This window comes from Leucothrix mucor DSM 2157 (assembly GCF_000419525.1).
In the GTDB taxonomy this organism is placed as follows: Bacteria; Pseudomonadota; Gammaproteobacteria; order Thiotrichales; family Thiotrichaceae; genus Leucothrix; species Leucothrix mucor.
Genome location: NZ_ATTE01000001.1, coordinates 2,286,688 through 2,308,776 on the forward strand (window position 1 = coordinate 2,286,688; position 22,089 = coordinate 2,308,776).

The following is a 22,089-nucleotide window of genomic DNA, read 5'->3' on the forward strand; positions in this document are numbered from 1 at the left end:
CCCCAACGGAGCGTTTCCTATCTGCAGCCCAAAAACGCCTGATTATCATCGGGTACCGACACATAACTTAGATTAATAAATATCAATCAGTCAAGGCTGTCCACAATTTCAGCCATTATCGGAAACAACAGGCGTGCTGCAATCAAATTTTCTGCCAGCCCCGCTTCATCGGCGATCGGGCTGCCAACAAACACACTGACACTGTAGCGTTGACCACGAATAATGACACTCGCCAGCAACCACTGATCCCGAAGGACCTGTTGCTTAGTGTAGCTCTGACCGGATTTGGTTAATAAAAACTTTGCATTCGTTAGGCGACTGAATAGATGCAGGGCACCATTCGGTGGGGTTGTCTCAAATTGCAGCAATTTACGTAACGTAGCCTTGGCATTCGCCGTGCGCAAATAGTTACCAACAATCGTAATTTGAGAAGGACTTTTACCAAAATCTAAGTAGCGACGACTTTCACCCAAATCATTAATCAGGAACTGAGAAATACTCTGAATCGCCTGCGCCTCACCGGTGCCATACAGCATTTCACTGATCTGATGAATTACATCCAGCATATTCAATGGCGTGGATTGCATGACGCCGTAGCTCATTTCATAAGCCAACTGTTCAGCATGTGTGGCTTTACCCTGACGGCTTCTCAAATCCTTAATATCAAACTGCTGATACAAAGTTTGTAATTGCTCAGGAGTCGCATATTTGCGTAGCGCATAAAACAATGGCAAGGAAGCACGCGCCTGTATGGATTCTTGAAAACTTAAGGAGTGACCGGGTTCATCCAACGTCTCGCAGTTCACAATGCCGGAAGGAAAGTCTTTTACTGAACTTGGCAAGTTGCGGTAGGTCTGGTTACAAAAGCGAGTCTCCGGCAGATTATTTCCGCGTGAGGCGAGTAACACCGCCGCAGGCAAACTCGATAGCGCACCGGTTGCTCGGTCTTCAATCTCGCCACGGCTAAAATAGCGCACCAAGCGCCCTTCGGCATTGGCCACCATGATTTGAATTTGTGCGCCACCCGCTTCAGGCTCTGGCCCCAAGCTGCGCTTTAATCCGCAGTCACCACAAGTCCGCTCAGTTTCTTTTAGGCGCGCCAGAATGCCTTTTTCAAAATTCATATTTTCAATAACCGGCAAACTGACCTGCACATCACTGATGATCTGGTCGGCTTGGGTTAATTGATATTCGCGATTTAAGCGCTCTGAGACTAGACTTGAGAATTCACTTAATACCGCTGCACCGCGCTTTAGCAAATGAGGCTGCGCTAAAGCCGCTTCCGGGCTTAGATTCTCTGCATTGGCAGTGGTAATCACACGGGAGCCTTTAAGCGAGGTCAAATCACGCTGAATTTCATTGGCTAATGCCGGCTGCTGCTGGCCATATAAACGATTGGATATTTCACCCGCTAGTTCAAGCAAGGCGGACCAATCACTGATTTCTAATAAAGGCTGCTTGGCTAATTGTGCAACGGCGAATAACGCCTGCTCTGCATTGCTTAGCTGCTCAGGTCGCTTTGAAAACACGGTTTCTGACGCTGCCCGCAAACCCCGAACATCATCGCCATAGCCTTGCAAAGTGCCATGAATTGCCGTCCAGCGTTTCAGCTCCGCACCATTATTAGCCGCCAGATACGGGAAAGTATGCTTAGCAAATCGAATCGATGATAGCGCCTCACACAAACGGTCAAATACGCCTAAGCAGGTACTTGGCTGCCCTTTTAAATTCTGCGAGAGATTAACGATTAAGTTTTTAGCGTTGGAAGTACTCCACGGGTTTAGCGCCTGAATTAATTGTGCAGCAGCAATGCCTTTGTAGTTAGTTTTACGACGTAACAATAAATCCGTCACGCCAGTATCCTGATAATTCAGCTCTAACTGACGCCCTGTGCTGTAATCAAGAATATCCCAATACACCGGCGACACAATTTCCGCATACAAACCACCAACTCGCGACTCACCCACTTGCTGAGGATTCGCCATAGCACCGATTAGGCTACCTTCCTGCCCCAATAATGCCGTTGCAGTTAGGTGCTGATGTTGCACGCGATATTCGGCCAACACTTCAGGATCAGGCTCGCCAGATAAGTAGCCATACAAGCCCGCCACACTCAGGATTGCCAGCACAAACACCAGCTTGACGCCACTGAGCACAAACTCCGGCACACTGCGGGTGTTAAAGAAAAACAACCAGCGGCACACTTGCCAGATGCTCAACACCACCGCTTCAATCAGCGCCAGCACAATACTCAAAGGGTAGCGCCAATCGCTTAAAGGCAGCTTAGCCGCACGCTCACCAGTATTACCAAAGCCACCTTGAAAGGTATTGCTGGCAAAAATCCGCAGCGCATGAATCCGTACCCAATTGAACGCTTCTCTGATTAGCCAGATTAGCTTAATTACTGCTAAGTACACGATCGCTTTCCGCCGCTTGAGCTGCTCGTTTTAGTCGGTTTTGCTGTGCCACACTCAAAGATTGTTTTAACTCATCCCACTGCGTCGCACTCATGCGATACACATTGAAGGTCATAAACTCAGAGTCATCGCCAAAAATATCAAATAACTCATCGCGCACACTGCGTGGAATCCAGCTATAAGGCACTTGTCGCAACATAGCCGGACGAATCCGCTCGCTGGCCAATATCTCAAACAGCTCCAGCATTTCACTGGCAATCCGATTGCCATGAATTGGCGAGCTTGGAATCATAAAAAAGTGCTGCCCCAAGCTGTTGTATAAATAGGGCTGAATATTGCTGGATAGGTATTTAATATCGCTGATATTACCCAGTTTATCGACATCTTCAGCGCTAAAGTATTCACCCTCAAACCGAGGACTCAACCAGTTACGACGTCGCGAAATATAACCATCCGCCAAGCCCACAATCAGCAACACAAAGTCAACCAACGCTCCTAATAACAAAGGAACATAGTCATCGCGCTGCGTAGAGTCTTTACCCTGCTCCATTAATGGCGTCAGGTCGTCACCCCGCCACCAAGCCTGCGCCAAGCTCGGAATCGAACGGATAACATCCATCGCACGATTCAAGACATTACGCTGATCATAAGGGTTGAATAGCTCCACATCATCCAGACTTGGTAAGTTCTGAATGCTATTGAGCATGGCATTACCATTTAAGCTAATCGTGTTATCCGGGCACGCAATATAGCCGGTTGCGGTTGGTACAATTCTTAAACGCTTGTCATCCACACGCTGCTCGATAATCCGTGAAGACTCCTGAAGTACTGGCGCGCTGCGGCTGGTGTTCACCTCATGAATAATGCTGTTCACCTGACTTTGCAGCGAGGCAACATCCTGCGTATCCGGACGATAGCTATCAATAAAGCCCTGCAGTCGAGTGATGTCGCCTTTCACTTTAACGCCCAAGGGCTGAATGCTATTAGCAATGGCGGCAAACACTTCCGCTTCATTGTTTCTGAAGGTTCTGCGTGGTCCCTTACCCGGCACGGAGCCATCACCACACGTACCACCAAACGATTCTTCTTCGCGAGAACGGCGCTCGGAGTATAGCTTTAACTGATTACTACCGCGCTCCACTGCTTCAAAGGCTAACAGATAGTTTTGCGCACCTTCACGCACTTCATTGAGCTGTGCGGTAAAGTTCTCTTTCGCAAAGCCCTCGGCCCGTAGCATTTTGTAGTAGAAGCCATAACTGAAAAACACACTGATACACATCGTCAGCAGATACAGCGGCAACCAGCGTACTTTGGCCATCCAACGGCGTGACAATGCCATTTTGCGCAGCGCGTAAACCAGCACTAGCTGAATACAAAACACCACCAAGCCCAGCACGGTGAGGCTGATCCAGGACGCCTCTTCCGGCGTGGTAAAGGAGAACCGTACCAAACCATCGTAGCTGGTATAAAACGATATCACCGATAACAAAATAATAAGAACCACCGGAGTGGTTCTCGCATTTGTAAAAAAGCCGTAAATCAGGCCGGGGGAATTGGAGCTTGCCATGTTTTCCTTGCGCCACATGGCGCTCACACTGCTTTATTGGGTCGGGATGTATTCGCCTGACATCAGGGACAGGGGTTACTAATTTCCTGATGTATTTCCTGAATACCAGCCATCAGCTCATCACTTAGCGTAATGCTGTGAGTTTCAATATTTTCTTTCAGTTGTTCCATGGTTGTGGCACCGATAATGTTTGCGGTCACAAACGGACGGGTATTCACAAAGGCCAATGCCAACTGAGTCGGGGTTAAGCCATGCGCCTTTGCCAGCTCGATGTATTTACCGGCTGCGGCCATCCCCTGATCATTCTGATAACGGGTGAAATAGTCTTTCCAGATTGTGACACGGCCTTCTGCTGGCCAAGCACCCTGATGGTATTTACCCGTCAACATACCAAAACCTAATGGCGAGTACGCCAACAATCCTGCTTTCTCACGGTGCGAGACTTCCGCCATCCCAATTTCATAGCTGCGGTTTAATAAGCTGTACGGGTTTTGCACAGAAACAACCCGCGCCAGATTTTGCGCCTCAGCATATTGCAGGTAACGCATTGTGCCCCAAGCCGATTCATTGGAGATACCAATTTCGCGAATCTTACCTTCAGCCACTAAGTCTGTCAGCACCCGAAGGGTTTCTAAAATGGTATCGTCTTCGGCTTCTGCCTGTGCTTCATAGCCCAAACGGCCGAAGAAATTACTGTTACGCGCAGGCCAATGAACTTGGTACAAATCTAAATAATCGGTTTTCAGTCGCTGAAGACTACCTTCAAGTGCTTCAGTAATGTGTTTGCGGTTTAGTTGAGAACCACCACGCACATGTTCAACGCCAGGGCCTGCCACTTTTGAGGCCAGTACGATTTTATCACGATCGGCGCGCCCTGCCAGCCAACTACCGATGTATTTCTCGGTTAAGCCCTGAGTCTCAGCTCTCTGAGGAATTGCATACATTTCAGCCGTATCAATAAAATTAACCCCGTTATCCAGTGCAAAATCCAGCTGTTCGTGAGCGTCTTGTTCGGTGTTCTGCTCACCATAGGTCATGGTGCCTAAACAGATCACGCTCACATCAATATCGGTGTTACCCAGCTTTCTGTATTCCATTCAAAAATCCTGTGTTTTTTCGGCCCGCACAATATAACTGCTGGCGTGTGAATGTCAAAATTAAGGATGCGTTACAGGCTGTTAATCTTAACGCGCTGATAGTTTTTCACGCAAACCACTGTGACGTTGGACCCGCTGCTTAACCGTATAGTTGAATACCGGCTGAGTCGCAGCGATATCAACCTGCGTTTTGGCTCGGGTAATCGCAGTGTATAATAGTTCACCAGACAATAAGGGATTAATCTGCTCTGGTAAGACAATCATCACATGCGGAAATTCCGAGCCCTGACTCTTGTGGATGGTCATGGCATACACGGTTTCATGCTCTGGCAAACGCCCCGGCATCACCGCACGATGCGAACCATCGCTTTGCTCAAACCAGACTTGTAATTGTTGCACACCCTGATCATAAAGACATAAGCCAATATCGCCATTAAATAATCCTAATGAGGGGTCATTACGGGTAATCATCACCGGACGACCATGATACCAATGGCGGTAAGTATCCAGCCCTTTAGCCACTAGCCGTTTTTCTAGCTCATGGTTCAGCCCTTCAACCCCATGCGGGCCCTGTCGAACAGCGGCTAAAACCTGAAAGGCGTGGAATGACTCAAAGGCTTGGGCCACTGAAACCGACCCAGCTGTACTGCGGTAGGCTCGAACCTGTTTAATATATCCGGAGTAATGCGCCAGCATATGGCTAACAACGCCTTGAGTGACCACATTGACTTCGGGTTTGGATTCATCCTGTAATAACTGCCACGCCTGATTCGCTTCTCGGGCATTCACCGCTAGCGCTAACTCTTTAATCGGGCCATCGAAACGGTAAGTCTTTTTGAGTTGCAAGGTGTGCTCGGGGAGACTCGCGCAAAGATCGCTGAGCACAGCACCAGACTCTACTGACGCTAGCTGATCCTGATCACCGAGGAGAATTAATCGCGCATTTGGGCTAATGGCATCGATCAGTTTGCCCATTAGCGCCAAATCGATCATTGAGGCTTCGTCCACCACCAAGCAATCAAATGGCAATGGGTGTTTGGCATTGTGCCTAAAATGAATAGATTGGTTAATCGGGCCAAGTAAGCGATGCAAAGTACTAACCGTTTCCGGAATAGAATCTTTCAGCTCAGGGCTAATCGGTAAGCTTTGTTTGCCGCCAATGAGTGACTGCTGCAAGCGCATCGCTGCCTTACCTGTAGGAGCGGCTAATGCAATGGATAATTCACCCTGATGCAGCTCCTGCAATAAGGCTAAAATTCTGAGTACAGTGGTTGTTTTTCCCGTTCCGGGGCCACCGGTGATCATACTAAAAGTTTGCTGAGCGGCTTTTGCGGCGGCCTCACGTTGCCAATCGGTTTCAGTACTGCCAGCTTCTGGTGGGAAATATTTATCCAGCAACTCATCAAGCTGAGGAGGTGCTGTCGCTGCTCCCATACGTGGAAAAATACTGCTGACTAAGCGAGATTCATAACGCCAATATCGTTGCAAATATAAACGCGTCTCTTCTAATACCAAAGGCGTATTTTCATGACCTGCCGATACTAATGGTGAGGTATTTAATAAGGCCTGCTGCTCCGTATTAACATGCAAACAACTGTGGCCTGCTTGCTGCGCGGCGGATAAATCCAGCACTAGCTGTTTAAATTGCGCCTTGGCTTCGTCTTCTAAACCACAACGTAGACTCAAAAAATCGGCCAATGCCACATCTAAGCGGGAATAGCTATTAGTTGACTGACTCATGCTGCCATCCCCCTCAGCACATCACTGATCGCTTCGATAAGCTCCAGCTCGGGCTTATCAACAAATACACCCTGCATCGGTTCGGCGGCATCCATACCACGAAGGAATAAATAGCGTACCCCGCCAAAATGCAGATCATAATCATAATCCGGCAAGCGTTGTTGCAAATAATGATGCAGCACCACCGAATACAGAAAATACTGTAAGCCGTAATTGTGCTCACGCATGGCGCTCTCCAAGCTTTCCGCATCATAATCCGGCAAGCTATTGGACTTATAATCCATCACATAATAGCGGCCTTGGTACTCGCAGATAAGATCGATAAAACCGGTCAGTTGGCCACTTAAAGTACGAGCGGATAGCGGCTGACAGGTTGCCTGCCCTGCCAATAACTGATTCAGGCTCTGGGTTTGCAAATCATTCATTGTGAAGTAAAACGGCATTTCTTTCAGGCAAGCTTTATCGTCTAAATTGGCTAGGTAGAATTCGCTATCATCAGCGTCGAGTGGCGCGGCTACTGAGCTAGCCAGTAAACTATCCAGCGCCTCATAGCCTTCTTCCTCCAGCACTAAACCATATCGCAAGCAGCTACGCTCTCTTGATTTAACATAACTTTCATACTCTGGAAGCTTAACGGTCTCCGGCGTTAGTTTAGCCAACCATTTGAAACTGTGGTTTTCTAGTAAATCGTGCAGCACGTTACCAGTGTGCGCGCCTTTAGGTAATACCTCGGCTGCGACTTCGGCCACAAGCACCGGCACTTCAGCAGGTTCCTGAGATTTATCTTGCGGTAATTCCAAAGCATGTTGCTGATGGCTAAGATATGCCAAAGCCGAGTAGCTACTCATTTGCCAACGCTGTTTAATGGGCTGCAACAGTGTACGAGCCGATAAAATCTCCGTAGAAACAGCCTGAGTGATGGCTTGCTGTGGCTCTACAATTGCCGGAATTTCAGTAAACTCAAACCCTGTATCGCTATTAGCCAGCGCCTGTAATTTTTGTGGCCAGTCTTCACCCGCATAGCCTTTTAATAAATAAGCAAAAGCTGAGCTATTATCCTGAGATTTAGTGCGCACAGTGGCCCATGGCGCATAGCAGCGATACGCCGCGCGGGTGACTGCAACATATAATAAGCGCAGATCTTCAGCGTCCTGCTCAAACAGCGATTGTTCAAAACGCTCTGTTTGCTTGCTGCTGCCAAGGTCGGCGATCAATGAGTCACCTTCATGACAAATCACCACCTTATCGCCAGATGGCGCGGACATGGTGCGCTTGCTACTCCATAGCTCCGGACAAAACACCACCGGATACTCCAATCCTTTAGAGCTGTGAATGGTGACAATATTGACGGCGGCTTCATCCTGCTCCAAACGCAGCTCTTTGCCCTCGCCTTGCAGCCTTTCGCTAATCGCTTTGCTCAGCCATTCCAGCGTTTTATGGCTATCTAAGCGCTCATCCTGAACCGCTTGCTGCAATATTTCTAATAAGTGGTTGAGGTTAGTAATGCGTCGTTCGGCTTGTAGCTGCTGAGCCAATTGCTGCGGTATCTGGTATTGATCCAACAGGCTGCGCATCATCGCCATTAGCCCACGCTCCAGCCAGCGCTGCTGAAACTGCTGAAAGTCGCTAACGTATTGTTGCAGCTTGTGATCATCACGAGCCAAGGCATCAAACGCCTGCCCATCCAAGCCAAACCACGGCAACGCCAACGCTTGGCGCACCCGACTAATATTGCCTGGTTGAATTAATGCGGTTAACAGTTGCTGTAAATGCAGCGCTTCTTCACTTTCAAATACCGACTGCTTGCTATTAATGACCGCCGCAATGCCCGCTTGCTGAAGGGCAGACTGATAGTTTGCCGCTTCCTCATTCCCGCGTACTAGAATCGCAATATCCTGCGCGCGCATGGCACGTGAATCTTCCAGCGATTTACCAAGCCGAGCGCCACTACCTTCTGCTAGCAATGCAACAATTTCATTAACCACTGACACCCGCAGCACTTGGCGCGCCACGCCACTACCCCAATAGCCTTCGGCAGACTCAGGATTAACTTCCAAACACCACAGCACCATGGCTTGCGCGGGCTGATCGTTCCACCAAAAGCCATCGTCAGTCTTACCGGCTTTTACTGAATAATAGGGAATCTCTTTGAGTAAAAATGGATTTTCAGCTGCATCAAATAAGCGATTGACCGAATTGACCAACGCCGGATGCGAGCGGAAGTTAGTATCCAAGGTATAAGAACGATGAGCCGCTCGCTTGGCTTCTAAATAAGAATAAATATCCGCCCCACGAAATTTATAAATCGCCTGCTTGGGATCGCCAATCAGATAGAGGAAATGATGCTCGGTGTTATAAACCGAGGAAAAGATATTCCACTGCTGCTGGTCGGTATCCTGAAACTCATCAATCAACGCAACTTTAAATTTCCGCTGTAGCGCTGATTGCAATAAGGCACCGCCCTCACCTTGCAGCACTTGCGATAAGCGCGTAATCAGATCATTAAACGATAAAACATTTAAGGTGGATTGACTGTGTTGCAGGTGCTCGCTCAGATACTCCAGCAGCCCCAAGCGAAAAGCCAACCCCGATTGCTCAAGATTAATTAGCAGGCTATCCAGCGCATCGGTTTGAGTAATGCCATAGTCAGATAAGAACGTGCGTTTGCGATCTTCAGCCGCCAGCAATTTCGTTTTGCGAAATTTATTACCGTTTAGCGCATCGCTAAACAAGCTGTCATAACGCAGTGCGCTTAGACTAGTGACGGGGATGGCAGAGTCAGGGTGATCTAGCCAATGCTCAATAGCAGCATTCAGCTCTGGGAATTTCTCCACAAAAGCCGGTTTAAAATTGGCAGGGTGCTCAGCTAATGCGGTAGCCAATGGCGTTAATAACACCCGCTTTAGATCTTTCAGCTGCTCGCTGGCCGTCTCAACCTGCCGTAAAGTGTCATCCAGCTTCAAGCCAGCAGGCTCGGTCACCATGCCTTCCTGAATTTTATTAATACTTTGCAGCAATGCCGCTGGGCTTCGATATTGCGCGCAGCACACGGAGACTTTCAGCTCGCTTGCCGCATACAATTGCTGACGCCAGTAATCTTCAGCCAGCGCTAATCGCAACTGATCGACATTGGCATTTAGCTCTGCATCAAATAGCTGTCCACTTTCTAAAGCATACTGGCGCAACATGCGCTGACAAAAACTGTGAATCGTGAAGATAGCCGCATTGTCGATAGAGGCCAAGGCCTGAGCCACTCGGTTCGCTGCTGCTTCTGGATTGGGTAGGCTATCCGCCCAATCCTTAAATGCCTGATCCTGATTATCATTACTAGGGTCCTGCGGAGTCACCAGATAGCGGCGTAAGTCCTGCAAACGCTGGCGTATACGAAGCCGTAGCTCCTGAGTCGCTGCCTTGGTAAATGTCACCACCAACACTTGCTCAATGGGCAATTCATGCTCTACTACAAAGCGCAGCACCAACATCGCAATCGAAAAGGTCTTCCCCGTTCCGGCACTGGCTTCAATCAAATTAATGCCCGGCTCCAGCGCAGTTGAAAATGCGTTAAAGGCTATGGGTAGTGCGGCGTCATTAGATGGCATGGGCAAATTGGGCTGGCTGACAATAAGTCTAACATTGATACCATATATCGGTTAGTGATCAAGCTATTTCTCTAATAAACCTGTGGTTCAGTTTGAAGGGCCTAGACTCCGCAATAAACGGAGCCCACTGTTGAAAAACCGAACCTACGCAGAAAACATCATCCTAATAGGCTGCATTGCAGGGATGTTACTGATTCTGCCTTTTACGATATTCCGTTTTCTGAACGGAGACTATCTGGTATCCCTGATTGAAGGTTCACTGATGGTCACCATGATGGGGATTTTCGGCTATGTACTAAAGACTCGTAAAGTAGCCGGCGCAGCCCTATTACTAACAGCGCTTTGCCTGCTGGTGACGGTTGTGGTTGTGAATCTCAAAGGCCCGGCAGCCGTCTATTGGTATTATCCCGCAGCACTGGCTTGCTACTGCATTATTAATGTCAGAATGGCCAGTATCTACAATATTATTGGTGTCACGCTACTGTTCCCTGCCCTGTATACCAATATGCCAATCACTGAAATGATGACCGTATTTACCACGATTACCATGTTGTGTGTATTTGGTTATTCCTTTGCACTACAAACCAGAAATCATCAAACCAAACTCACCCACTTAGCCGCACGGGATGCCTTGACTGGCGCCTGGAACCGTCGCTCGCTGGATGAGTCATTGCTGCAAAAAATCAGTAGCAAAAAGCGCAACAACCACCAAGCCTCACTATTAATTCTGGATTTGGATCATTTCAAACACATTAATGACACTTATGGTCATGGGGTAGGTGATGAAATTCTGAAAAAAGTAGCTGACCTGATCCGCTCCAGTATTCGAATTACTGATAAGTTTTACCGTTATGGTGGTGAAGAGTTCGTGATCGTTGCTGATTCCACTGACTTAGAGGCCGCATCGGTACTCGCAGAGTCTATCCGTTCACGGGTTGAGCACAGCCGAATTTTCAGCAAAGAAAAGATTACGATTTCTCTTGGCATCGCATCAATCAATCAAGCGGATACCGCAGAAAACTGGCTAAACCTTGCCGATGAAGCCCTGTATGAAGCTAAAAACCAAGGCCGAAACATGGTTTGTATGGCTGCTGCTGCCTAAATTTCAGTACTGGCTAAGCTAACACTCGTTAGCCTGAATGTCGTATGCTTGTACAAGGATCAAGCTATTTTTAATGCACCTATTATTCGGCTTGGATAGATAAAACTCCCAACCTACGGAGGTCCAACGTTGAACAACCGAAGCTACAAAGAGAACATCATTCTACTGGTCTGCTGTGTAGGCTCGTCGTTGATACTGCCATTTATGGTATTCCGTTTTTTCGGCGGTCACTACTTTGTATCTTTAATGGACTTCCTACTCTTGGTCGTCATGCTGGGAATTTTCGGCTACGTATATAAAACTGGCAAGGTGATTGGAGCGGGATTATTACTCTCAATGCTTAGCTTGTCAGTTACGGTTATGCTTATCCACCTCAAGGGACCTCCGGCTGTTTATTGGTACTACCCGACCGCCCTAACCTGCTACTGCATCACCAGTTTTAAGATAGCCAATATCTTTAATATTATTGGCGTCACCCTGCTAATTCCCGCGCTTTACACTGCCATGCCAATGGATGAGATGATGACGGTATTTGCGACCATTATCATGCTTTGCGTGTTCGGCTATGCATTCTCGTTTAATACTGAAAGTCATCAATCAAAACTAAGCCAGCTCGCAGCGCGAGATGCGCTAACCGGTGCCTGGAACCGCCGCTCATTGGATGAATCACTCATTGCAAAAGTCGGCAGTAAAAGGCAACGTGATCGCCAGTCATCCCTATTGATACTAGACCTTGATCATTTCAAACATATCAACGATACCTACGGACATGGGGTTGGCGATGAGATCCTGAAAAAAATAGCTGACCTAATCCGCTCAAATATTCGGGTGACGGATAAATTTTATCGTTATGGCGGTGAAGAGTTTGTGATTGTGGCTGACTCGACTGACTTAGAAGCCGCATCCGTACTTGCCGAAACCATTCGCGCTCGCGTAGAGCATAGTAAAATCTTTAGTGAAAAGCAGATCACTATTTCATTGGGAATTGCAGCGCTGGATAATGCAGACTCTCCCGAAAGTTGGTTAAACCGTGCAGATGAAGCGCTGTATTCTGCTAAAAACCAAGGCCGCAATAAAGTCTGTATGGCTGTTGCAGCTTAATCTTAACCCCGAAGTAGAATATGACTAATAGGCCGCTGCAACCTAAGCTGATCCCGTGGCCAAATTAGATTTGGGTGACAACAGCAACCTAAGCCCAAGACAAGTCCACGATAGAATAAAGTAGTCACCCTGTTTTATTTCAGAATCTCTGATAATGGCTTATTCAACATAAAACCATCCGCTCCCAGCGCAATAAACGACTCAATGACCGCCCTGCGCTCTGAGTTAGCATCACGTCGCCAGAAAATCACTTGTTTGCCTGCTCGATGAATTGCTTGCACCAATGCTGCTTGTTGATATTGAACGACCGCAGGCAAGCCTACATAGCGCACATACGCTGGCACCTGAGTCACCGAAAATGATCGCGAAAACAAAGCCAGTAGCTCAATATTACTCCCACTCTGGTTGATTGCCGCTAAATCCGCATGATTAAAACTCTGAATCACCGATTGATGCTGATATTGATAACGGCCCAACAACGCCAAGGTTCGCTGAATAATGCCGGGGTACAAATGGCTTTGCTTTATCTCAATCCATAAGGGCTTATTAACACTTTTAGCTAAACTAACCACCTCTTCCAACATGGGAATCTGCGTGTTTTGCAGGATTTCATTCAGGCTCAATGACTCGACAGTGCGTGAATTAAGCTCAGTCACTGCCCGATCATGATGCACAACCAATACACCATCACGGGTTTGGCGCACATCCAGCTCTAATCCGTCCGCGCCTACAGCAATGGCGTATTCAAATGCCTGCAAAGTAGATTCTGGCTGCATATCAGCATAACCGCGATGCGCAATATCCAGAGGCTTTGCCAGAGCGACATTGCTAAACCCTAGCAGGCACAGCCCTGCTAGCAAGCGACTAATCAACCCTTGTCTGGAAAACCTAAGCCAGTGATTGACCAATCCTTGTCTAGCAAACCTAAGCAAGCCATTCAGCAGCTTATTCATCATCACTAGTAACGCGGACTAGGACATCACCCTCGTAATCCTGCGAGACATCAAAATTAATTGGACGACAGCATACCTGACAGTCCTCAATATACTGTGCGGGCAGCTCTGAGCCGTCGATCAGCACCTCAATAGTCTCTCCACAGTACGGGCATTCAATATCCCGTGGCTCTAATTGATCCATGTTTTACTCCCCTATTCTGTTTTTGAAGGTACGGCGAATAACATTGTCCATAATTGCTTAATCGCGCCACCGGCGTCATCGCGCTCGGCATAATATTCAACGTGATCTGTTGGCTTGGCATCAGGTGATAACTCAATACCCCACAGTGGTTTGATTTGCTGTGGCAACATGGAATAACGAATATCAACAATGCGATTCGGGTTCACAGCATCTTGCGCCAGATAGCCACCAGAGAACCAGCGGAAGCGCTCAATATCTTTGGCCTGCTGCGAGTCTTTATCCAACCAAGGGAAATCCCGCTCAAGGTCTAATTTAGCCACAGATTCGCCCGGCCAGTAAACCATGCCACTCAGGCCTGCGGTGACTGCATCCACATAATAGCTATCTGGCGTTCGGTAAATCACTTTCCAGACCAGAATATTGCCAAAGCTAGGCTTGGCTTCCAGCTGTAAGACGTCATGTCCACGGGCTTCAGCCTGCTGCAGCCCAAACTCAATCGCACGCTCATGCTGCACAAAGGCAAGGCTGAAATAAGTGCATAACCACAGCAGGCCTAAATACACATAGCGACGTGATTTTCGCCGCGATGCCAGCACGATCGCCAATAGCAGCGGCAAGGTCACCAATGGATCGATGATGGAAATAATATCCCAGGCAAAGCGCTGATCCGTCAGCGGCCACAGCAATTGGGTGCCGTAGCTGGTACAACCATCTAGCAAGCCATGCGTCGCAAATCCAATCACACACCAAAGCAAGGTTTGCCAGTAACTTAAATGCCATCGCTTACCCAATAAGGGGTGCAGCACCAAGCTACAAATCAAGCCCCCAACTGGGATAAATAATAAGGAATGGGTGAAGTGACGGTGATATTCCAGCGCCAATAAAGGATCGTCGGTTGAGCGAATCAGAATATCCAGATCCGGAGTCATACCGGCCAAAGCACCAATAACTGCAGCCTTGGTCAGCTGCTTTTTGCGAGCTGGGGCCTGAGCGAAAATCGCCCCAAACACACCTTGAGTAACCGGATCCATAGACCATTCCTGTGAGCTTATTATTTTAAAGGTGGCTATGGTATCCCAAGCATCGGCTAAGCACTATTTGCCACTATAATAAATCCGGTAAACCGCGCCCGCTTTATCATCAGAAACCAATATCGAACCGTCGATGTACTGCGCCACATCAACCGGTCTACCTAGATAACGCCCTGCCGCATTAAGCCAGCCTTCTGCAAAGGGCTCCATTTTAATAGCATCGCCGTTATCATCCAGATAAGTCACCATCACCCGCGCACCCACTGGTGTACTGCGATTCCACGAACCATGCTGAGCGCTGAAAATAGCATTCTGATAAGCCTTTGGAAATTGCTCTCCGGTATAAAACGTCATCCCTAAATCGGCAGCATGTGCCACGGTTTCAATCTGCGGAGCCACATAACGTGCTAAATCTTCTTTAGGAATCGCCTGATCTTTGTATTCATTGGTGCGGGTATCACCGCCGCCATAGTGAGGAAAGCCGTACCACATGCCCATTTTCGGGGCTTTATTTAGCTCGCCCGGCGGAATGTCATCGCCCATGCCATCTACCTGATTATCGGTGAACCACAAGCTGCCATCTTTCGGATTGAAATCATGCCCAACGGAGTTACGAATACCTTGCGCCACAACCTCGCGCTCACTGCCATCAAAGCGATTTAAACGAATGATTCCGCCAATGCCGGTTTCTTTGTAGAGATCTAATTTTTTGGCGGGCGACACATTGTAAGGCTGTCCGAGGCTGATATAGATTTTATCGTCCGGCCCGATTTTACACACACGCGCATTGTGTCCATAAGACTGCTCTGAACGGGGTGTTAGCTCGCCCAACTTAACCAGTGGCTCGGCTTTTGGCGTGTCACTTTGCATATAGGTTTCTGCATCGAAAAAGTGCATGACCCGATTATGCTCAGCCACATATAGCGAACCATCTTTACTTAAGCATACGCCATTAGAGACTTTGAAATTCACTTGCGGCGCGAACCGCTCAACCATGTCAGCGATCTTGTCGCCGTCCTTATCGGTAGCCTGCCAAACCCGATCACTGCGGGTGCCAATCCATACCGTTCCTTTAGGACTAACCGCCAAGTGACGGGCATTCGGAGCGATCGCAAATAGCTCAATTTTAAAGCCATCCGGCAAAGTGATTTTAGGCAAAACATCATTACGTAAATCACTGGCTGCTGCCGTACTTTGGGCAATGCGTTCACCCGCCGCTTGAACATTGCCAGCCGCTAGAGCCAGCACTGCAGAGATTGTTACAACCGACGCTGTATTGAGCTTCATACATCCTCCGTGATTAATGAATTATCAGGCCACCATACTGCTATCGAAACTGATGCCTTGGCGCGCCTCGTACATTGGCTTGAAAATAGACTCCAAAGCCAGCTCGAATTCTGGCGAACTGATCAAGCTCTGGGCATCGCCATTGCGGTATAGCTGCTGATAATAGGCATCATATTCGATTTCTTTGAGGTAGGCTTCAAACGCCATTTCCTCTGGGGTTTTAGTGCTGCGGGAACTGGGCTTTTTAAGCCGCTCCAGATAAGCCACAGCAGCCGACGATAATATAGGGCTCAAGCCAGTTTGCGCTTGTCGATAAGCATCTAACAAGGCCAATAGATTCTGCTCTGGCGCATCCACCGCTCCAAACTGCCACGAGCCATCCATATGCAAAAAGCTGGTGGTTACGGGGCTTCGGTCGGGCGCATTGGAGTAAATTAAATGATTGAGCCAGGCATGGAGCTGGTCTTTAGCTTTGCAGCGCGCATAACGGTAGAGCAGATTGCCATTTTGATACACGCAGTTGAGTGAACCACGCAAACGATAATCCCCAATCTGATAATCAACTGCAAAGCCATCTAGCTTGTCACCCAAATCCAGCGTTTGTAGTTTACTCACAAAACCACTGAGCTCTTCGGACATAGACTCAAATAACTGATCGCCCAATACGCCATGCGGCCAGCGTCCTTCTGCTCTGAGGCGCTTTAAAAACGCTTGATCAACATCGGAAGCCTCATCACTTAAGTGACGGTTGAGCCATTCCTGATTAACAAAGAAGCGCTCCAGATTATCTAACTCAAAGGATTCACTGGGAACAGGAATGGAGTCAGCTTGTGCCAATCGCAACTGCAGTTGCTGTTCGACAAAATAGCGCTGCGGATGGCTGTAAAACCGGAATAGGTCCTGTAAATCAATCAGCATTTTGGGTGCAGGAGCATCTCGCCCTTGTAGCTCACCTTGCCACCAGAAACCTGAGTTAGCAGGCTCTGAGCCTTGCAGGCGTGTCGCCAGATCACAAGCCGCAGTTGAATAACTAAATAACTGACCGGATGGCTCTTTAGTCTCGCTTTCAGCCGGTAAGAAATAACGTGGGCTAAAAGCCTGCAAAGGATGACGTGTAAGCACTCGCTGACTATCAACATGGTAATACTGAGCTAACACATCCAGCAGCTCTGAAATCACCACCGAAGGCGGAATTTCATCATTATTCTTTATCGACTGACCGATATAACTGATCAATACCTGCTGACGCGCCGACATTAGAATTTCCAGAAATTGATAGCGCTCATCGGCTCGACGGGAGCGGTCACCACGCCGGAATTCCACATCCATTAAATCAAAAGCCGCGCGCCCATCGACATTTGGAAACTCGCCTTCATTCATACCCAACAAGCCGATCACTGAGAATGGAATGGCTCGCATCGGTAGCATTGAGCAGAAAGTCAGCTGCCCACGCATAAAACCGGTAGCCGTTTTTTGCTCGCTGGCGCTGGCTTCCAGATAATCCATTAAGACAACTAAGCTAATCGGCTGGTCATGCTGGCCTGCCACTTCAGCCAAATTATCAAACAGCTCGCGCAGCTGGCCCCATTCCAAATCGTTATCATTACTTTGCAGCAAAATCTGCGTGGCAAAATACTGCAGTTTTTCCAGCCACTGAGCTAAGGTATGCTCTTGCGACAGCTGTTTACGCGCCTGCTGTAGCAATTTGAAGTACGCATAAAAGCCACCCAAGGCGAGCGCTTGTGAGCCTTCAATATCACTAAATGGCAGCACATCATCACAAAAATCACGGTCATCCGGTACCGCATAGCCCATTAGCAAACGCTCTAAACCGGCCTGCCAGCTATTTTCTGAGAACTCACCCACGCCAAGCTCTGCACGGTGCAGCGCCGACTCACCCCAACGAATACGCGTGGCTTCGACCCAATGGCGGATCAGCAGTAAATCGGCTTCAAATAAACCAAACTGCTCACGCACCGCTGGCTCATCTAACAGATCTAAGACCTCATGCCATAACAAGCGACTCTGGCTTAGCCCGAAAAAGCGCAGCAAAATATCCAGCAAATGGTTGCTCTGGCGCAAACTGCGGTCGGCAACTGCGTAGGGAATATCGGCAAACACCGCGTCGATATAGGGCAAGTAGGTTTGAATATCCGGTGCCATCACAACCACATCGCGAATGTCCAAACTTGGGTCTTGCTCAAAGCTTGCCAGCAGCTGATCTTTCAACACTTCCACTTCGCGCATTCGGGTATGACAGGCGTGAATGGAAATACTGCGGTCGTCAATCTCTGGCAAAAAGCCATCATCACCGCCACGATTATATAAAATATCGTTTTGGACTTGCTGCAATAAGCTCAGACTGCCTTCGGAGGCCACCGCATCAAACGAGGAAATCTCAATTTCATTGGCCTGCTGCTCTAAGAGTAAGACCTGAAAATCCCGGCCTTGCTGCCCCAGCATTCCCAGTAACGGGTTAATCGGCTCCGCTTCGGCATCATTTAGCGGCTCAGTCATTAAGGATTGCTCCCTAAGCTGCTGGCGAACTTCGCTATTGCCCTCAGCCCAAAACTCCTGACAAGGATTCAGCAAATAAAAATGCACCTGAACATGCTGTGACAAAGCCTGTAAATACGCCAGATACATGGGTGACAAGGTATTGATCCCGATCACCGAAATGCGCTCGGGTAATATATTATCTAAGTCACCGTGCCGGCGTGTTTTTAAGGTTTCAATGGCATGTAGCCAGCGTTCACCATGATGCTCGGAGCCTGCTTCTTGTTGCGATAGTAGCCTACGCCATAGTGCAGCTTGCCAGTTTTGTGTCGCTTCGATCACCGGATTCGTCTCGGGCAAGCGAATGCGCTCCCCCTTCTCCCAAGCGGCTAACCAATCCGGTCGCATAAACTGATATTGATCGAATAAATAAGTGAGTTGCTGCGCTAATTGATACCGTTTGCGGTCAATCGCATCGCCACTTAAGTATTGAGACAACGGCTGAAAAACAGGGTCATCCAAATTGCGTAATAACGCCTCAAACTGCCACAACAACCCTTCACGGCTAAACGATTGCTGATTGAGTTTGAGATCCAGCTTTTCCGACATGTTATTGAAGAACTTTGCCGGAAATAAGTATTCAAAATTCCCCCATAATCCAGAGCGCTCTGCCAGCTGCTGAGACAGCCAACGCTCCATGCCTTGGCTTTGAATCAAAAACATTTCTTTAGCCAATATCGACTGCTGCGGCGCTTCAAGTATTTTAACCAAGTGCTCCAGCAGATTTTCAGCTCGATTCGAGGTATGCAAAACAAACATGATCAAAAACTCACAATAACGAAAATGGAAAATAAAAGGACGAGCTAATCATTTAACAAGATAAGCCGTTAATCCGCTGACATTTATTCAGCATACAGTAGCCCAACATTGCTTACTATAAAGATCCCCCAAACTAAAAATGTGTTCGGTATGGTTCTTGAAATACCCAAAATAATTCGATCAGGTCTTAGCCGTAAGCTGGCTGGTGTTGTGCTATTTAGCATTGTTCTGGTCGAGTTTATCATTTTGTTTCCATCCGTCATGAGCTTTAAACATAAGCAAGTGCACATGGTTGAAATGCATGCCGATATCATCGTGGAACTCATTAACTCTAACCTGCTGAGTGGCAAAAAAATTAGTGATAATTATGACTACCTGAACTACCTGAATAATCACAGTCTGATAACGGGGTATAAGATTTGCTTTAACGATGACTGCAAGGCGAGCTCTGGTGAAGAGATCATCTCAAAATTTGATGCATCAGATACGCCTGTTTCCAAGCTGGTGGATTCCGATACGCGCCTTGAGGTCCGCCGTAGTTTGTTTGGGGAGCCGGGGGAACATAATGCCATTATTATGCGCATTGATACTTCAGACCTTAAACATCAAATTACGATGTTTATCTGGCAAATGATTGGTTTGGTGGCGCTGATTTCGGTGTTCGTCACCATCGCCTCGATGATTGGCGTATCCAGCATCGTGATCAGCCCTATTCTTAAACTGAAAGAAAACATGTTTAAGGCAATGGAAGATCCAACCCGACCGGGGCTCTATTATCTGGAAAATAACCAGATGGATGAGATTGCAGACCTAACTCAAACCTACAATCGCCTACTCTTTGATATCAATCACTATCAAAACCAGCTGACGGAATCTAAGCGCGAAATTGAAAGAGGCTTAAGCTCCAGTGAAGCACGTTGGAAGTTTGCGCTGGAGGGCTCAGGAGATGGGGTTTGGGATTGGAATCCGCTGACCGATAAAGTCTTCTTCTCCTCACAAATTAAAGAATTACTGGGTTATCCCGAGGGCGTGCTTGAAGACACTATGAGCGCCTGGCTCTCGCTTGTGCACCCGGAAGACCGTAAAGAATCCATTACTGCAATGAATAATCTACTGAGTAAGAAGAATCAGGATTATTCCCGCGAAAACCGCGTACGTCATAAGGACGGTCATTGGATCTGGATTTTATCGCGCGGCATGGTCATTACACGCGATAGCAAGCAACAAGCTAATCGCGTTGTAGGCACTCACACCGATATCAGCTCACACAAGCGGGCTGAAGCACTGATTTGGAGTCAGGCGAACCTCGACTTATTAACAAATTTGCCTAATCGTCGCCTGTTTCAGGAAAACTTATGCAGCGCAATTGAAACGGCTAATCGTAACCAAAGCAGTATGTCGCTGATCTTTCTGGACTTAGATAACTTCAAGATTATTAATGATACCCATGGCCATAAAATGGGTGATGCGCTACTTCAGGAAGCCGCTAAACGACTAAAAGCCTGCGTCCGCGACAATGATACCGTCTCGCGCTTAGGTGGTGATGAATTCACCATTATCATCAATGATGTACGTGATGTAGATATTGTGACGCGCATTGCTGAAAATGTACTGCACTCACTGTGCCGACCTTTTGCATTAGAAATGGAGTCATTCCATATCTCAGCCAGTATCGGCATTACCTTCTACCCGGAAGATGCTTCAGATACCGATACGCTGTTAATGAATGCGGATCAGGCGATGTATGTCGCCAAAGAAGAAGGACGCAACCGCTATTCCTACTTTACCCAATCCATGCGCACCAAAGCGCAGGCTAGAATGCGCACCATTAACGAATTACGCCAAGCCATTGTCGATGATGAGTTTGAGCTCTACTTCCAGCCGATCGTCGATATGCAAAGCGGATTGATTGTGAAAACTGAGGTACTGATTCGCTGGCGTCATCCGATACAGGGCTTATTGGGCGCAGACGACATTATTCCGATTGCCGAAGAGACGGGCTTGATCGTGGATATTGGTAACTGGGTATTTTATGAGGCCACCAAGCAGCAGGCCAAATGGCGCAAGCAGTATGATATTGACCTGCAAGTCAGCGTTAATACCTCACCGGCTCAATACATTGATGACGGCTGTGTGGTCGACGAGTGGTTTGCTCATCTGGACAAGCTTAACTTGCCCTATGACAGCTTAGTGGTGGAAATCACCGAAGGCATGTTATTAGAGCTCAACGATACGGTTGAAAGCAAGCTGGCGGCCTTCCGTAAAGGTGGCGTGAAGATTGCGCTGGATGATTTTGGTACCGGCTATTCCTCGCTCTCTTATCTACAGAAGCTCACCAGTGATTACCTGAAAATTGATCGCTCGTTTGTGAGCAACATCACCGAAAGCGAGCAAAATATGGCGCTGTGTTGTGAGATTATCCACATCGCTCATATTTTTGGTATGAAAGTCATTGCTGAAGGCATCGAGACTGAGGAGCAAAGCTATCTACTGGCGTTAGCAGGCTGCGACTTTGGTCAGGGCTATTTGTACGCAAAGCCCTTAGCCGCCACAGAATTTGAAGAACAGTTAGCCAAGCAATGCCAACAGCAACACAAAAAGCTAAGCCAGCCATTGATTCCAACACTGGAAGCGCCGGTTGCAGAACCTAGTCGTAACAAGCAACTGCAACTGGAAGCCATGGAGAGTTAATCCAA

Annotated in this window: 13 protein-coding genes; 3 read left to right on the top strand and 10 right to left on the bottom strand. The window is 48.0% G+C overall.

From position 1 onward, the window contains the following. Positions 1–86 precede the first annotated feature (86 nt). The 5 genes from LEUMU_RS0110105 to recB form a co-directional block, all read right to left on the bottom strand. Positions 87–2,417, bottom strand: a complete 2,331-nt coding sequence (locus LEUMU_RS0110105) for a hypothetical protein (protein WP_022952170.1) — start codon at positions 2,415–2,417, stop codon at positions 87–89. Then, the gene (locus LEUMU_RS0110110) at positions 2,398–3,984 is read right to left on the bottom strand and encodes a hypothetical protein (protein ID WP_022952171.1); all 1,587 of its coding nucleotides are present in this window, start codon (positions 3,982–3,984) and stop codon (positions 2,398–2,400) included. The genes LEUMU_RS0110105 and LEUMU_RS0110110 overlap by 20 nt, the downstream gene beginning before the upstream one ends. Before the next feature lie 62 nt (positions 3,985–4,046). Further along, a complete protein-coding gene (locus tag LEUMU_RS0110115; RefSeq protein WP_022952172.1) occupies positions 4,047–5,081 on the bottom strand; it encodes an NADP(H)-dependent aldo-keto reductase in 1,035 nt (344 codons plus the stop codon). 87 nt (positions 5,082–5,168) lie between these two features. Further along, a complete protein-coding gene (gene recD, locus LEUMU_RS0110120) occupies positions 5,169–6,821 on the bottom strand; it encodes an exodeoxyribonuclease V subunit alpha (RefSeq protein WP_022952173.1) in 1,653 nt (550 codons plus the stop codon). After that, entirely contained in the window at positions 6,818–10,420 is a 3,603-nt protein-coding gene (recB, locus tag LEUMU_RS0110125) for an exodeoxyribonuclease V subunit beta (RefSeq protein WP_022952174.1), read from the bottom strand. The genes recD and recB overlap by 4 nt, the downstream gene beginning before the upstream one ends. Before the next feature lie 130 nt (positions 10,421–10,550). On the opposite strand from recB, the gene LEUMU_RS0110130 reads away from it, so the two are divergent. Together LEUMU_RS0110130 and LEUMU_RS0110135 are read left to right on the top strand one after the other, a co-directional pair. Beyond that, positions 10,551–11,522 (top strand): GGDEF domain-containing protein, encoded by a 972-nt coding sequence (locus tag LEUMU_RS0110130; protein ID WP_022952175.1) that lies wholly within the window; start codon positions 10,551–10,553, stop codon positions 11,520–11,522. Between the two features lie 129 nt (positions 11,523–11,651). Then, positions 11,652–12,623, top strand: coding sequence for a GGDEF domain-containing protein (locus LEUMU_RS0110135; protein ID WP_022952176.1), 972 nt, complete (start codon positions 11,652–11,654; stop codon positions 12,621–12,623). A 134-nt stretch (positions 12,624–12,757) separates the two neighbouring features. Here LEUMU_RS0110135 and LEUMU_RS0110140 read toward each other — a convergent pair whose 3' ends face one another. The 5 genes from LEUMU_RS0110140 to recC form a co-directional block, all read right to left on the bottom strand. Next, complete coding sequence (locus LEUMU_RS0110140) at positions 12,758–13,579, bottom strand: glycerophosphodiester phosphodiesterase (protein WP_022952177.1); 822 nt, start codon at positions 13,577–13,579, stop codon at positions 12,758–12,760. Next, positions 13,569–13,760 carry a CPXCG motif-containing cysteine-rich protein gene (locus LEUMU_RS0110145; RefSeq protein WP_022952178.1) on the bottom strand — a complete coding sequence of 64 codons (192 nt, stop codon included), beginning with the start codon at positions 13,758–13,760 and terminating at the stop codon, positions 13,569–13,571. Before LEUMU_RS0110145 ends, LEUMU_RS0110140 begins: the two co-directional genes overlap by 11 nt. Positions 13,761–13,771: 11 nt before the next feature. After that, on the bottom strand, positions 13,772–14,791 hold the full coding sequence (locus LEUMU_RS0110150; protein ID WP_022952179.1) for a metal-dependent hydrolase: 1,020 nt from the start codon (positions 14,789–14,791) through the stop codon (positions 13,772–13,774). 63 nt (positions 14,792–14,854) lie between these two features. After that, on the bottom strand, positions 14,855–16,078 hold the full coding sequence (locus LEUMU_RS0110155) for a PQQ-dependent sugar dehydrogenase (protein ID WP_022952180.1): 1,224 nt from the start codon (positions 16,076–16,078) through the stop codon (positions 14,855–14,857). A gap of 24 nt (positions 16,079–16,102) precedes the next feature. Beyond that, the gene (recC, locus tag LEUMU_RS0110160; protein ID WP_022952181.1) at positions 16,103–19,393 is read right to left on the bottom strand and encodes an exodeoxyribonuclease V subunit gamma; all 3,291 of its coding nucleotides are present in this window, start codon (positions 19,391–19,393) and stop codon (positions 16,103–16,105) included. Between the two features lie 150 nt (positions 19,394–19,543). Between recC and LEUMU_RS25575 the strand changes: the two genes are divergently transcribed. Continuing rightward, positions 19,544–22,084: a GGDEF domain-containing phosphodiesterase gene (locus LEUMU_RS25575; protein WP_022952182.1), complete on the top strand. Its 2,541-nt coding sequence runs from the start codon at positions 19,544–19,546 to the stop codon at positions 22,082–22,084. Positions 22,085–22,089: the final 5 nt, after the last annotated feature.